Here is a 13,739-nt window from a genome sequence, read left to right on the forward strand (position 1 = left end):
ACACATGAAAAGTGACAACCACCTTCAAAACGACTTTGAGACCATTACAAACGTGATTGGGCAATATTTTACCGGCATACATAGCGGCGATAGCCAATTGTTAGCTCGCATCTTTCACCCCGATGCTTATCTCAAAGCCCCTGATTTGAGACGAGAACTCACCGAGTGGTTAACACTCGTAGAACAGCGACCGAAACCAATCGATCGTGGTGATTACTATGGCTATCAAATCCTATCAATAGACATCATTGGCCATCAGGCGATGGTAAAAGTGTTATGTCCATTGTTAGGTCGGACTTACATCGATTTTCTTGGCTTATTGTATGAAAACCAACAGTGGCGAATCGTCAATAAGATGTATGCAGACTATAAAGATAAGGAGTGAACATGCCCTATATCAACGTCAAGGTGACTGACGAACAAGTCACGTCTCAACAAAAGCACAAAATCATTAACGCGATGACCCAAGTCATGGTTGATGTATTGGGCAAAGATCCAGCAACTACTTTCGTTGTCATCGACGAAATCAATACCGACAATTGGGGCATTGGTTTTGATCAGGTGTCCCAACTACGCGAGCAGAAATTGGCTCTTAAGTAAAAAAAGCCCCAGTCTCTCGACTGGGGCTTTGATCTTTTCCCGATTTGTAGGTTCCGTGCTAGCGAAAACCTATCTCATACTGAATCTTACTTATTAAGCTTCAGTTTTTACTTTTTTAGCTTTCGCTGCTGGCTTAGATTCTTGGTCGGCTTTCTTCTTGATAACAGTCGTACCTTCGAAAGTTTCACCTTCTACGAATGCTTTACCGTAGTAAGAAGCAAGTAGCACTTCTTTAAGCTCAGTGATTAGTGGGTAACGTGGGTTAGCACCTGTACACTGATCATCGAACGCTTCAACTGCTAACTCGTCTAGTTTCGCAACGAAGTCTGCTTCAGATACGCCAGCTGATTGAATCGACAGTGGAATATCTAGGTCGCCTTTCAGCTCTTCCAACCATGCTAGTAGACGTTCAATCTTCTGAGCAGTGCGGTCACCAGCTTGGCTTAAGCCTAGGTGGTCAGCAACTTCAGCGTAACGACGACGTGCTTGTGGACGGTCGTATTGAGAGAACGCAGTTTGCTTAGTTGGGTTATCGTTCGCGTTGTAGCGTACAACGTTAGAGATTAGTAGTGCGTTCGCCAGACCGTGTGGTAGGTGGAACTCAGCACCAATTTTGTGCGCCATAGAGTGACAAACACCTAGGAATGCGTTCGCAAACGCGATACCAGCGATAGTCGCAGCGTTGTGTACTTTCTCACGAGCGATTGGGTCATTAGCACCGTTCGCGTAGCTTGAAGGTAGGTACTCTTTTAGCATCTTAAGCGCTTGTAGAGCTTGACCGTCTGAGTACTCGTTAGCAAGAACAGATACGTAAGCTTCTAGAGCGTGAGTTACTGCATCGTAACCACCGAATGCTGTTAGAGACTTAGGCATGTTCATTACTAGGTTAGCATCAACGATAGCCATGTTTGGTGTGATTTCGTAGTCAGCTAGTGGGTACTTAGCACCAGTCTTGTCGTCAGTAACAACCGCGAATGGAGTAACTTCAGAACCAGTACCAGATGTAGTAGTGATACATACAAGCTCAGCTTTCTTGCCCATTTTAGGGAACTTGTAGATACGTTTACGGATATCCATAAAGCGCATTGCTAGTTCTTCGAAGTGAGTTTCTGGGTGCTCGTACATAACCCACATGATCTTAGCTGCATCCATTGGTGAACCACCACCTAGAGCTAGGATTACGTCAGGTTGGAAGCTCTTCATTGCTTCTGCGCCTTTCTCAACAACAGATAGTGTTGGATCAGCTTCTACGTCAAAGAAAGTTTGAACTTCGATGCCTTGTTCTTTAAGCAGTTTAACGACTTCATCAGCGTAACCGTTGTTGAATAGGAAACGGTCAGTTACTAGGAATGCGCGTTTCTTACCTTCTAGGTCGCTCATTGCGATTGGAAGGCTACCACGACGGAAGTAGATAGACTTAGGTAGTTTGTGCCACAACATGTTTTCAGCTCGCTTAGCTACAGTTTTCTTGTTGATAAGGTGCTTAGGACCAACGTTTTCAGAGATAGAGTTACCACCCCATGAACCACAACCAAGAGTTAGAGACGGTGCAACGTTGAAGTTGTAAAGGTCACCGATACCACCGTGAGTAGTTGGGATGTTTACAAGGATACGTGCTGTCTTCATCTTGTCACCGAAGTAACGGATGCGATCTGCGTTTACGTCTTGGTTAGTGTAAAGACCAGATGTGTGGCCGATACCACCGATTTCAACCATAGTTACCGCTTGAGCAACAGCGTCTTCGAAGTTGTCAGCGCGGAATAGACCTAGAGTTGGAGATAGTTTCTCGTGTGCAAACTCGTCGTCGTAAGAAACCTTACCTAGACCTTCACCTACAAGTACTTTTGTATCTGCAGGCACTTTAACGCCAGCCATTTCAGCGATTGCTGGAGCAGGTTGACCTACGATTTTCGCGTTTAGGTTACCGTCGATAAGAAGTACTTTACGTACTTTATCTGCGTCAGCTTTAGATAGAACGTGAGCTTTGTGAGAAGCAAAACGCTCTTTCACTTCGTCATATACTTCGCTAACTACGATAGCTGCTTGCTCAGAAGCACATACTACGCCGTTATCGAATGTTTTAGACATAAGGATAGAAGCTACAGCACGTTTGATGTCAGCAGTTTCATCGATAACTACAGGAACGTTACCTGCACCTACACCGATTGCTGGCTTACCAGAAGAGTATGCTGCTTTAACCATGCCTGGACCACCTGTTGCAAGGATAAGTGCAATACCGTCGTGCTTCATAAGAGCGTTAGAAAGCTCTACAGATGGTTGATCAATCCAGCCGATGATGTCTTTTGGTGCGCCCGCAGCTACTGCTGCATCTAGAACTAATTTCGCTGCATCGTTAGTAGAGTTCTTGGCACGTGGGTGTGGCGAGAAGATGATGCCGTTACGCGTTTTTAGAGAGATTAGAGATTTAAAGATTGCAGTAGATGTTGGGTTAGTTGTTGGTACGATACCACAGATGATGCCCACAGGCTCAGCGATAGTCATAGTACCTAAGTTGTCATCCTCTTCTAGGATGCCACATGTTTTTTCATCTTTGTATTTGTTGTAGATGAACTCTGAAGCAAAGTGGTTTTTGATTACTTTGTCTTCAACAATACCCATGCCAGACTCTTCAACCGCTTGTTGTGCTAGCGGGATACGAGCGTGGTTAGCTGCTAAAGATGCTGCACGGAAGATTGCATCTACTTTCTCTTGAGAGAATGTTGCAAACTCTGCTTGCGCCGCTTTAACGCGAGCAACCATTGCATCTAGTTCAGCCATATTAGTTACAGGCATAGTGAATCTCCTAAATTGATAAATATTCAAAACTTTTTTAGTAAGGTCACTGTGATTGTTGAAACAGAGAACTTAGTAAATCGCTTTCAGGACTGAGTATATTATTTCAGGTTATGAAAATAATTGACCCAGATCAGTTCTCAAAAACTATTTACCCACTTAGTGGTACCTAATTCTCAAAATTCACTTTAAACCCATAATAATCATAGACTTAAATCACAAAACCCTGTTGGGCAAATTTTCAGCAGTTAGCCCTTTATATTTGTCAAATGACCACATTTTGTAAAAAAGTTTCATTTTTTGACCACATACTTACATGTGATCCATAAAATTTGTGCTACTGAGAGTATATCCTAAGCGCATTATCTCTCTATATTCAGTCTCTATTTTTATTTAAAATGTGCGAATGTTAACGTTTATGTCAAACGTACCATCTTCTAACCACACTCTACATAACATAGTAAGTCATTAGTGTTTACGTTTTCTTCAATAATAAGATTTTCTCAGTAATGAAATAGGTTTAACGTTAGTTTTTTTCATTCGTTCATGAGTAAGATTTCGACTATATTCCGCATGTAATCTGTTCCTTCTTTTTACTTTGTTTGGACACACCGAATGCAGACCTTCGAAATCGCTATATTTTTGCAGTTTTTCCTTGGCTTGGTAGCTGCAGTTAACCCTGTTGGCATCATGCCTGTGTTCGTTTCTCTAACCGGTCATATGACTCAAGAAGAGAAGCACAAGACTGCGGTCACTGCGAACCTTGCTGTGGCGATTATATTGGTCGTATCTCTAATGGCAGGACAGATACTGCTCGATATGTTTAGCATTTCGCTAGACTCGTTCCGAGTAGCGGGTGGTCTATTGCTTCTGAGTATCGCGTTTTCGATGATGAGCGGTAAGCTAGGTGAAGATAAACAGAACAAACAAGAGAAGTCTGAATACGTTAGCCGCGAACAAATCGGTGTTGTACCACTCGCCATGCCCCTTATGGCTGGGCCAGGTGCAATTAGCTCGACTATCGTTTATGGCTCTCGCTATCCAGGCATGTTCGACACCGTCGGTATCGTAATTACCATCATCATTTTTGCTTTGTGTACCTGGCTACTATTCCGTTCGGCACCATTAATCGTGCGCTTCCTAGGTCAGACTGGGATCAACGTCATCACTCGTATTATGGGTTTGATTCTTGGTGCTCTGGGCATTGAATTTATTGCTAACGGCCTACGTAACCTCTTCCCAGGGTTAGCCTAAGCCAAATTATCGAGTATGATAGAATGACTTCACTAAATGTCGTTCTATCATGCCAAGAAACTCTTTAAAACATCACCTTTACGTCATTATCTTCGGTACTCACACCAAGGCGGGCCGTACTTTCGATCTTGCGCTCATCGTGGCGATTTTGTCATCTCTACTCGTGCTAGTGTTAGAATCAATTCCTTCCGTTCGATCAAGCTGGGGAACACAACTAAGGTACATGGAATATACCTTTACCGGTTTGTTTACGATTGAGTATCTGTTGAGGATCTATTGCTCGCCAAAGCCAACAGCGTATGCAAAAAGCTTCTACGGTGTCATCGACTTGCTCGCAATACTGCCTACATATTTAGCGATATTCTTCCCATCCGCCTCGTTTATGGGCGTCATCAGAGCACTGAGGATAATGCGTATTTTTCGCGTATTGAAACTAGTCCGTTACTTACAAGACTCCAATATCTTGTTGCGCTCTTTACTAATGGCCAAACGCAAAATTTTTATCTTCTTTAGTACAGTCGCCATCTTGGTCACAATATTTGGTGCACTAATCTATGTCATTGAAGGGCCAAAGAATGGCTTTACCAGTATTCCGCAAAGTATTTATTGGGCGATTGTCACTATTACTACCGTCGGCTATGGTGACTTGATTCCGCAAACAGCGCTAGGTAAAGCGATTGCATCTATGACCATGTTACTCGGTTACTCAATACTGGCAGTGCCAACTGGCATCATTACTGCTGAGTTAAACCAAGAGATGAACTCACACAAAACTCTTGTCAAGTGCCCAAATTGTATGCAAACAGGTCATGACTCTGACGCTCTACATTGTAAGCACTGTGGCAGCGAACTTGCCTCCCCAGATCAGCGCGTTGTACCCGTTGAGAAATCGACTTAACTTTTATTGTCGTATCGCTGATCCAAGCACTTAACGGTTAGCCATCCAATGACCAATGCGCTAAACCATGACGATACGACAAGCCAATTTGGCCACATGCTAACAGCAAGCCAACTCGCCACTATCATACCAATGCAATACGTCACCCTCGACACTCTTTTTCTATGACTATTCGCAGCCCAGACAGCCGCTAAGATTGTCGCACATGCGGACAGACCAACCCCGATAACATCAACGACGAATACTATATCTCTCCACCATTCCACATAACATTCACCACCGTTTGTAGATTGTTCCGGACAAAATAATATCGCGGCCAACGAAATGAGCTCACCGACTAACATATGGATAACGAGCCATGCCGCGATCGCCGCAACCACGGCTAGGAAGATACGTAGGATACTCATTGATTGCCTTAATAGAAAAAACCCTACTAAAATAGTAGGGTCTTGATTAATAAAGGCAAGTCTAATTGAGATTAGGCTTTTTCACTTAAGATAATGCGTAGTGTACGACGTAACGGCTCAGCCGCCCCCCACAATAGTTGATCGCCAACAGTAAACGCATTTAAGAAGTCATCGCCCATTGCCATCTTGCGCAGACGACCGACTGGGATAGATAACGTGCCTGTCACTTTTGCTGGCGTCAGTTCTTCAGCAGTGATGTCACGATCGTTCGGAATCACTTTTACCCAATCATTGTGGGTAGCAATCATCTCTTCGATTTCATCCATTGGCACATTCTGCTTCAACTTAATCGTTAGTGCCTGAGAGTGACAACGCATCGCGCCAATACGAACACAGGTTCCATCAATAGGCACTGGTGCATCTTGGAAACCAAGTATCTTGTTTGCTTCAACCCCTGCTTTCCACTCTTCTTTGCTTTGACCATTGTCACGCTTAACATCAATCCATGGGATAAGCGACCCAGCTAGCGGTACACCAAACTTATCGGTTGGGAACGAGCTTCCGCGCATAGTGTCAGCGACTTTTTTATCGATATCTAAAATAGAGCTTGAAGGGTTGGCTAACTCAGAGCTAACTGAATCATTGATGACACCCATCTGCGAGATCAACTCACGCATGTTTTGAGCGCCCGCACCCGAAGCCGCTTGGTAAGTCATCGCGCTTGTCCACTCAACCAGACCTTTCTCAAATAGGCCACCTAAACCCATCAGCATCAAACTCACTGTACAGTTACCACCAACAAAGGTATTTGTACCACCGTGGATACCTTGTTGGATCTGGCTTAGGTTGACAGGATCTAGCGTAATAATCGAATCTTGCGCCATACGTAAAGTTGATGCGGCATCAATCCAGTATCCTTTCCAACCTGCTTGGCGTAGTGCTGGGTAGACTTTCTCCGTGTAGCTACCACCTTGACAAGTGATCACTGCATCTAGCTGTTTTAGGCTCTCAATATCAAAAGCATCTTGAAGTAGGCCTGCCTCTTTACCTAAGTTAGGTGCAGGAATACCGATCTGAGATGTGCTGTAAAAAACTGGCTCAATAAGGTCAAAATCTTTCTCTTCAACCATTCGCTGCATTAGCACAGAACCCACCATGCCACGCCAACCGACTAAACCTACTCTCATTCTCAACTCTCCGTGTATTCAATTTTAAAAAGGGAATAGCTCAATATTCAATTTTCGCAGCAAAATCTCAAGAGAAAATTGCATCAAATCTGTAACTTTTATTTCTTATTTCGTTAATGCCGACCAGAAGCCTTGCTTTGTAGACTTTTTCACCACTTGTTATTTACCTATACAAAAACACGCCACAGACAAAACAACAACGAAAAGCTCGTGCCACACAAAACTTACATTTAGATACAACACTTGCGACTAATTTTAACGTTTCACCACATTTTTAACTAGCAACAATTCAATCAACAGACACAAATCACACGAAGGCGACATTTTATCGAAATATTATTCCATCTAATGTAGAGTGCCCTACGTCCTTAAATTGGAGTTAACACTCCTTCGTAAACAGATTTGTTCCCCTGTTTGCATTTGCTAATAAATAATTAAGAGGCTCCGTATGACACAACATACTCCCCGTCTGCCAAGCTTGATGCAGGTTGTTGTCTCCCTTGGGTTATTCTTGCTAATGGCGTTCTCGTTCACCGCTAAGCTTGACCTACCTATTCAGCTAGCCCTGTACATTGGCTGGTTCATCATCATGGTTCTAGGTATTCGTTTAGGCCACAAATATAAAGAGTTAGAAAAAGCAGCTCTAAACGGAATATCTAACGGACTTGGTGCCGTACTTATTTTGCTAGCTGTAGGCGCACTAGTCGGTACTTGGATTTCTGGTGGTATAGTACCAACCATTATCTATTATGGTCTGAAAGCGATTCATCCTTCGATTTTCCTTTTAGCAACAATGATCATCTGTTCCTTAACGGCTCTTGCAACGGGTACGTCATGGGGCGCGGCTGGTACTGCTGGCATCGCTATGATGGGGATAGGCCAAGGTTTGGGTGTTCCAGCACCAATCACTGCAGGCGCGGTTCTTTCTGGTTGTTACTTTGGCGACAAGATGTCCCCACTATCAGACTCAGTGATCCTAGCCTCTTCTATGTCTAACGTTGAAGTGGTTGAACATATTAAAGGAATGCTGCCTGTCGCTCTGATTAGCTACATTATTACGGGCATTATGTTTACCGCATTTGGCTTCCACTATGCTGGTAATGTCGATATGTCTCAGGTGCAATCGGTGATCCAAGCTATGGAACAGCAGTTCTACATTACTCCGTACTCGTTTGTCCCTGTGATTATTGTGCTAGGTCTACTGGCAATGCGTATGCCTTCTTTCCCAGTGATCAGTTTTGGCTCGCTCCTCGGTATTATCTGGGCAGTGATGATTCAAGATGTCGACTTCCTCCAAGCATTCAACACAGCTTGGGCGCCATTCGAAATTGAATCGGGTGTGGCCTTTATCGACTCAATTCTTAACCGCGGCGGTATGTCTTCAATGCTTGGCTCGGTTGCTGTGATTGTGTTTGGTCTAGGTTTTGGTGGCTTGCTAGATAAAGTCGGTGTACTAGAAACGGTTGCTAAGCTGTTTGAACGCCGTGTACAAAGCGCAGGTTCTCTGGCAACAAGTACCATCGGTACTGCATTTATGGGTAACGTGTTTGGCTCCGCGATGTATGTGTCTTTGATCTTAACACCAAAAATTTGTGCCAAAAACTACGACCGCCTAGGTTATAAGCGCAAGAACCTATCACGTAATGCAGAGTTTGGCGGTACGTTGACTTCAGGCATGGTGCCTTGGAGTGATAACGGCATCTATATGGCAAGTATTCTTGGTGTCGCCACTCTATCTTACGCACCATTCATGTGGTTAAGCTTTGTATGCATCATTGTTACCATTATCACTTCGTACATGGGGTGGTTCGTTGACAAGTGTGAACCAACAGCAACGGCTGAGGTTAGCGAAGAAGAAGCTGAACTCACCAAGCAAACAGCGTAAAGTCAACAGATAACAAAAAGCGCCTCAGCTTTAGTTGAGGCGCTTTTTTGTTGCCAATAATAACGAATCAATAGGTTTCGTTGGTTGCACTGCACTTAGCTTATACCTTAAAAGTTAGACCAAGGTTAACTATTGATGGTATTGTGCTCTTTCAGGAAAACCCTAGCTTCTTCTATGGCTCGTTCAAGGCGCGTTTTAAGCTCTTCAACCTTATTTGGCTCAACTTGATTGGCCTCTTTAAGTGCCAATTCAACTTTCCCGGCCGCTTCTCTGAGTTTGGTGGCTCCAAGGTTTCCTCCTACCCCCTTCAAGCTATGCGCAGCTCTTTGTGCTTCTTCAGGTGAATCGCTGACTAACTGTACGATTTTATCGGCGTCTCCTTTGTGATCTTCAATGAACACTTCCAGTAGCATACAGACCGATTCCATGTCGTTGTTTAATGATTCAAGCATCTTGTCAAAATCAATTTCAACTTCATCTATCTCACCATTCGCTTCCGCTTGTTGGTACTGGGCAACAGACTCAGGAGAAGAGTGAACACCCTTTAGTATGATGGACTCTTGCGCTACATTTTCTACTGCTGATAACACAGTCTCAGCGGCTTCTGGAGCATCTATTTCACTTTCGGCAAGAATAGATGGTGAAATGCTCTCGGATTGAACGCGAGGAACCTGCTGTGCAAATCGAAGCAAAGAGATAAAGCCACCAAAGATAACCAGAGTCAGCGCTAGTCCAGCAACAACATAACGAGCAAGCAATCGATCAAATTCACCTCGCAACATATTGATCTGTTTATGAACGTCATGCGTGCGTAGTTTCTCTACGATATAGCGCCCTTGAGCATAGCCTCCTAGTACAGAAGAGACTTGCGCAAGCACCTGTTGCAAGTCTTGACGTTCTTTGGCTGAAAGCTGGTTCGATTGAACGTAGATTTTATCAAGGTCACGATAGACCTGAGGACTAGATGCGCTATCACCAAAAACAGCTTCTAATACATTCGCACTCAAACGAAAGTAGAGGGTTTCTATAGATTCGTTGTCGTAACGTTCACGCATGGTACCAACCTGTTCAACCAAGCTAAGTAAGTCCAAGCTATTGTTAAGGTAAACTTGGGACTGCTCAATAAAGCGGTCAGCCGTAAAAAGTAGTTGAGTAATGTCTGGAAGGAACCAACTGTCTTGGTAGTGGGTTTCAAGCTGAAGGCGTAGCGCATAAATGAGCTGTAAGTTAAGGGCTTGAGAGTCAGCCATATGAACACCGTAAGGTGAATCAAACGAGAACGAGTCGCGCAGCTCTTGAATACCGCTACCTAGTTCATAAACCTGCTGTTTGGTTGTGTCTATCGACCGGTAACTACTCGCCATAGCAGCAATACTGCCTATCCAGATTACTAGCAGCACCCAGCCGATTTTCAGCGCTTTCCCGTCCATGCTCTTGCCTGTAGATAAATCCCTAGTATTACAAGAATATACACTATCAAGCAGAAGTGGAGGACTAGCTGCAAAAATGTTGCAGTCAGTCCTATTCTAGAGAGGTTATTTGTTGCGAGTAAGCTGATCTCGTAGGTTAGGCGGAGTGCCTTTAATAGTTAACGTATCGGTCTCTGGATCATAAAAAATGCGCTCGCCCAGTAGCAAACTATCGAAGCTTACATTCAAGCCACCACCAGCCCCGACATATTTCGTTAGCTTACGTACTGCTGTACGGTCACCAGGAAAGCTTTCTTCAAGTTCATAACCTTGTTCTTGAGTGTAATCAAGGAAGCTTGTGCCATCTTGAGAAGGAGGAAGCTCGCCAGACAACTCACGGACTTGAACCTCATCCCCTGACTTGATCTGCTCGTTGCAGTAATCCGCTACTTGTTTTTTGTAGCTAATCGCTTCATCTTTTTCCAGTTTTGAATCTGCGCAGAAGTCTTGCACCGCTTGCATTAACACTTGGTTTTGCACCTTGCTGTCTAGGCCTACTTCTGCTTGTAGGAAATCAAGGAAAAAGTCTGCAACTTTACGCCCTACACGCCCTTTGATGTACGCTAGATAACGATTCGAGTCTTTATCCGTTTCAAAACTGGTCAAGTCGATACGCGCTGCGATATCCATCTTACTTAGATCAAGATAGTCCGTCGCACTAATATCTAGGCCTTCAGTTACTTTAAGGCTTTGATTTGAAGGAATAATAGCAACAAATAGGTAATCTGTTGCAAGCGATTGATACTCTGCAATGACCAAAATACCTTCGTCTGCAAACGGGTATTTTGATAACTCATCCTTAAGGCGGTTAGCGCTTAACTGCGAGAAATCATAAAAGTTTTTATTTCCTTGACGTAGCTCTTGCAACCAGTTGTTAAAATCGCTGTCAAATTTAAAGGACCCAAAGCCTTTACCAGCTTTAGAGTTGAATACACGATGAAGTTCAGCAACTAGGTTTTCGGTCGAGTTGTCATTAGATAGAGACTCGGAACGAAAGTTAACAACTAGTTCATCTGCATCGTTTTTCTGTAATTGATGTAAGATAACGTTAGAAAGATGAAGGCTCATGATGAAATTTATCGCCGCGTAGGTTTCAGTTGCGTGGCATTGTAGGTTATCATAAGCCGCTTTACTATCATCATTAGAGTCTTTATGCCGATTACATCCAAATACAGCGACAAACAAGTGGAACAAATCCTAACGGAAGTGGCTGCGGTACTTGAAAAACATTCAGCGGGTCCAGAGCTTGCATTAATGATTGCTGGAAATATCGCTACCAATGTCTTAAATCAAGACGTTGCTGCTTCACAACGTAAAGCAATTGCTGAAAAATTCGCAGAAGCACTTGTTTCTTCAGTTGAAGACAAAAAACATTAAAAATAATAACGGACAGTAGAACACTTACATGGTCGATAACGGAAATACATACGGCGAACGCGTATCGCGTTTAGTGGGATGGGGGCACTGGTTTGCCTTTTTCAACATCATCGCGGCAATGCTGATCGGAACCCGTTATATCTCTCAGTCTCCGTGGCCTGAAACTCTGCTTGGTCAATTCTATTTGATGATCTCTTGGGTCGGCCATTTTGGTTTCCTCGTATTTGCCTTGTACCTGCTGGTTCTGTTTCCGCTTACTTTTGTCATACCGTCACGAAAACTGTTCCGTTTAGTGGCGGTTTGTTTTGCAACCGTCGGATTAACCATTTTGTTGGTCGACACGCAAGCCTACCAGACGATCAACTTGCATCTTACCCCTGTTGTATGGGAAGTCTTGTTTAGCGATGAAAGCTCGACCATCAGTGTCGATTTACAGCACCTGTTTATTGTCTTACCGTTTATATTCCTTATTCAACTGGCATTATCTGAATGGGTGTGGCGTAAACAACGTAAGCTGTCACATAAGCATGTCGGCCGACCAATAGCAGCACTGTTTTTTGTCAGTTTTATTGCCAGCCATCTTATCTATGTATGGGCCGATGCCTACTTCTACAATCCAATAACTGCGCAACGCGCCAACTTTCCGCTCTCTTACCCAATGACCGCGAAGTCATTTATGGAAAGGCATGGATTACTAGACCGTGAAGAGTATCTTAAACGTTTAGAGCAAAGCCAAGACAGCGTAGAATTAGTCCGCTACCCACTTGAAAAAATTGAGTTTAACCGCCGTGCGAATCCGCTCAACATATTAGTTGTTAGCGTAAATAACTTACGTGCCGATATGCTAACCGAGCAAGAAATGCCTGCAACATACGCATTCGCTCAAGACAATTTGAACTTCACCAATCATTACAGTTCAAGTAACGACTCATTCGGCGTATTTGGTCTGTTTTACGGCCTACCAAGTAGCTATTCAAGCAGTATTAAAACCCAAGGCTCTAAGCCCATCTTGATCGACACTTTGATCAACAAGCAATACCAGTTTGGTTTGTTTAGCGCAGATAACTTTGACGAGCCTTTGTATGGTGAGACTGTCTTCCGTGGTATGAACTTCAACGGCATCGCCTTCAACGACAGTAAATCAGCAGACACGCAAGCAATTGATGCATGGGCTGAGTGGGTTCAGCAGCAAGGCAAAAAACCTTGGTTTAGCTACATTGAGCTGACAACCGTTGATAACTTCAGCACATACAACGATAGCAACACTCAGCAATCAACAGGCGAGAAACTAAAAGCAGGCTATAAGAAGTCTGTCGCCCACGCTGACTCTGAATTAAGTCAATTACTTGAACAAGTTGCGACATTAGAACTTGATGAATCTACTGTGATCGTAATCACTTCAAATCACGCTACCGAGTTTAACGAAACCAAAACCAATAGCTGGGGCTCAAATACCAATTACAGCCAGTACCAGCTAAAAGTACCAATGATTATCCATTGGCCAGGTAAATTAGCGGGCGAGTACCAACATAGAACTAGCCACCTAGATATGTCTGTGACGCTTCTGCAAGACTTGCTGGGTGTCTCATCTAATCCGACTGACTTCAGTAGTGGCCGCAACCTATTTGATGAACGCAAACGCCGCTGGATTCTCGCAGGAGATTCACGAGAACTAGCCTTGATTACCACAGCAGACACAACGGTGATCGACAAGTTTGGTAACTACAAACTGTACAATGCCAACTACCAACGCTTGAAAGATGAGAACCCAACACTACCTGTGCTGATGCAAGGCTTGACTGAACTGCAACGTTTTTACGCAAAAAGTAACTAAATCATAGCGTTATATGATTGACCCCGCAGCCATTT

Annotated in this window: 12 protein-coding genes; 7 read left to right on the forward strand and 5 right to left on the reverse strand. The window is 43.8% G+C overall.

Annotated features, from left to right (window positions below):
* Positions 1-4 precede the first annotated feature (4 nt).
* Both APB76_RS12070 and APB76_RS12075 read left to right on the forward strand, forming a co-directional pair.
* The gene (locus APB76_RS12070) at positions 5-385 is read left to right on the forward strand and encodes a nuclear transport factor 2 family protein (protein ID WP_054961549.1); all 381 of its coding nucleotides are present in this window, start codon (positions 5-7) and stop codon (positions 383-385) included.
* Positions 386-387: 2 nt separating this feature from the next.
* Positions 388-600: a tautomerase family protein gene (locus tag APB76_RS12075; protein ID WP_049843610.1), complete on the forward strand. Its 213-nt coding sequence runs from the start codon at positions 388-390 to the stop codon at positions 598-600.
* Between the two features lie 93 nt (positions 601-693).
* Here the strand turns inward: APB76_RS12075 and adhE are convergent, their stop codons facing one another.
* Positions 694-3,393, reverse strand: a complete 2,700-nt coding sequence (gene adhE / locus APB76_RS12080) for a bifunctional acetaldehyde-CoA/alcohol dehydrogenase (RefSeq protein WP_054961548.1) — start codon at positions 3,391-3,393, stop codon at positions 694-696.
* Positions 3,394-4,008: 615 nt separating this feature from the next.
* Between adhE and APB76_RS12085 the strand changes: the two genes are divergently transcribed.
* Both APB76_RS12085 and APB76_RS12090 read left to right on the forward strand, forming a co-directional pair.
* A complete protein-coding gene (locus tag APB76_RS12085; protein WP_049843608.1) occupies positions 4,009-4,647 on the forward strand; it encodes a YchE family NAAT transporter in 639 nt (212 codons plus the stop codon).
* 49 nt (positions 4,648-4,696) lie between these two features.
* The gene (locus tag APB76_RS12090; RefSeq protein WP_049843607.1) at positions 4,697-5,545 is read left to right on the forward strand and encodes an ion transporter; all 849 of its coding nucleotides are present in this window, start codon (positions 4,697-4,699) and stop codon (positions 5,543-5,545) included.
* Here APB76_RS12090 and APB76_RS12095 read toward each other — a convergent pair.
* Together APB76_RS12095 and asd are read right to left on the reverse strand one after the other, a co-directional pair.
* Entirely contained in the window at positions 5,542-5,952 is a 411-nt protein-coding gene (locus APB76_RS12095; protein ID WP_054961547.1) for a hypothetical protein, read from the reverse strand. The two genes, APB76_RS12090 and APB76_RS12095, sit on opposite strands and share 4 nt — an antisense overlap.
* 71 nt (positions 5,953-6,023) lie before the next feature.
* Complete coding sequence (gene asd, locus APB76_RS12100; RefSeq protein WP_054961546.1) at positions 6,024-7,139, reverse strand: aspartate-semialdehyde dehydrogenase; 1,116 nt, start codon at positions 7,137-7,139, stop codon at positions 6,024-6,026.
* Between the two features lie 448 nt (positions 7,140-7,587).
* Here asd and nhaC point away from each other — a divergent pair, with 448 nt between their 5' ends.
* On the forward strand, positions 7,588-9,024 hold the full coding sequence (nhaC, locus tag APB76_RS12105) for a Na+/H+ antiporter NhaC (protein WP_054961545.1): 1,437 nt from the start codon (positions 7,588-7,590) through the stop codon (positions 9,022-9,024).
* A gap of 125 nt (positions 9,025-9,149) precedes the next feature.
* Here the strand turns inward: nhaC and APB76_RS12110 are convergent, their stop codons facing one another.
* Together APB76_RS12110 and yejK are read right to left on the reverse strand one after the other, a co-directional pair.
* Positions 9,150-10,454 carry an Hpt domain-containing protein gene (locus tag APB76_RS12110; RefSeq protein WP_049843603.1) on the reverse strand — a complete coding sequence of 435 codons (1,305 nt, stop codon included), beginning with the start codon at positions 10,452-10,454 and terminating at the stop codon, positions 9,150-9,152.
* Positions 10,455-10,559: 105 nt separating this feature from the next.
* Positions 10,560-11,561 (reverse strand): nucleoid-associated protein YejK, encoded by a 1,002-nt coding sequence (gene yejK, locus APB76_RS12115; RefSeq protein ID WP_054961544.1) that lies wholly within the window; start codon positions 11,559-11,561, stop codon positions 10,560-10,562.
* Between the two features lie 84 nt (positions 11,562-11,645).
* Here yejK and APB76_RS12120 point away from each other — a divergent pair, with 84 nt between their 5' ends.
* Complete coding sequence (locus tag APB76_RS12120; RefSeq protein WP_049843601.1) at positions 11,646-11,870, forward strand: YejL family protein; 225 nt, start codon at positions 11,646-11,648, stop codon at positions 11,868-11,870.
* 28 nt (positions 11,871-11,898) lie between these two features.
* Entirely contained in the window at positions 11,899-13,704 is a 1,806-nt protein-coding gene (locus APB76_RS12125) for a DUF3413 domain-containing protein (protein ID WP_049843600.1), read from the forward strand.
* Positions 13,705-13,739 lie beyond the last annotated feature (35 nt).

Origin of the sequence: Vibrio bivalvicida (assembly GCF_001399455.2) — a bacterium.
Classification (GTDB): Bacteria; Pseudomonadota; Gammaproteobacteria; order Enterobacterales; family Vibrionaceae; genus Vibrio; species Vibrio bivalvicida.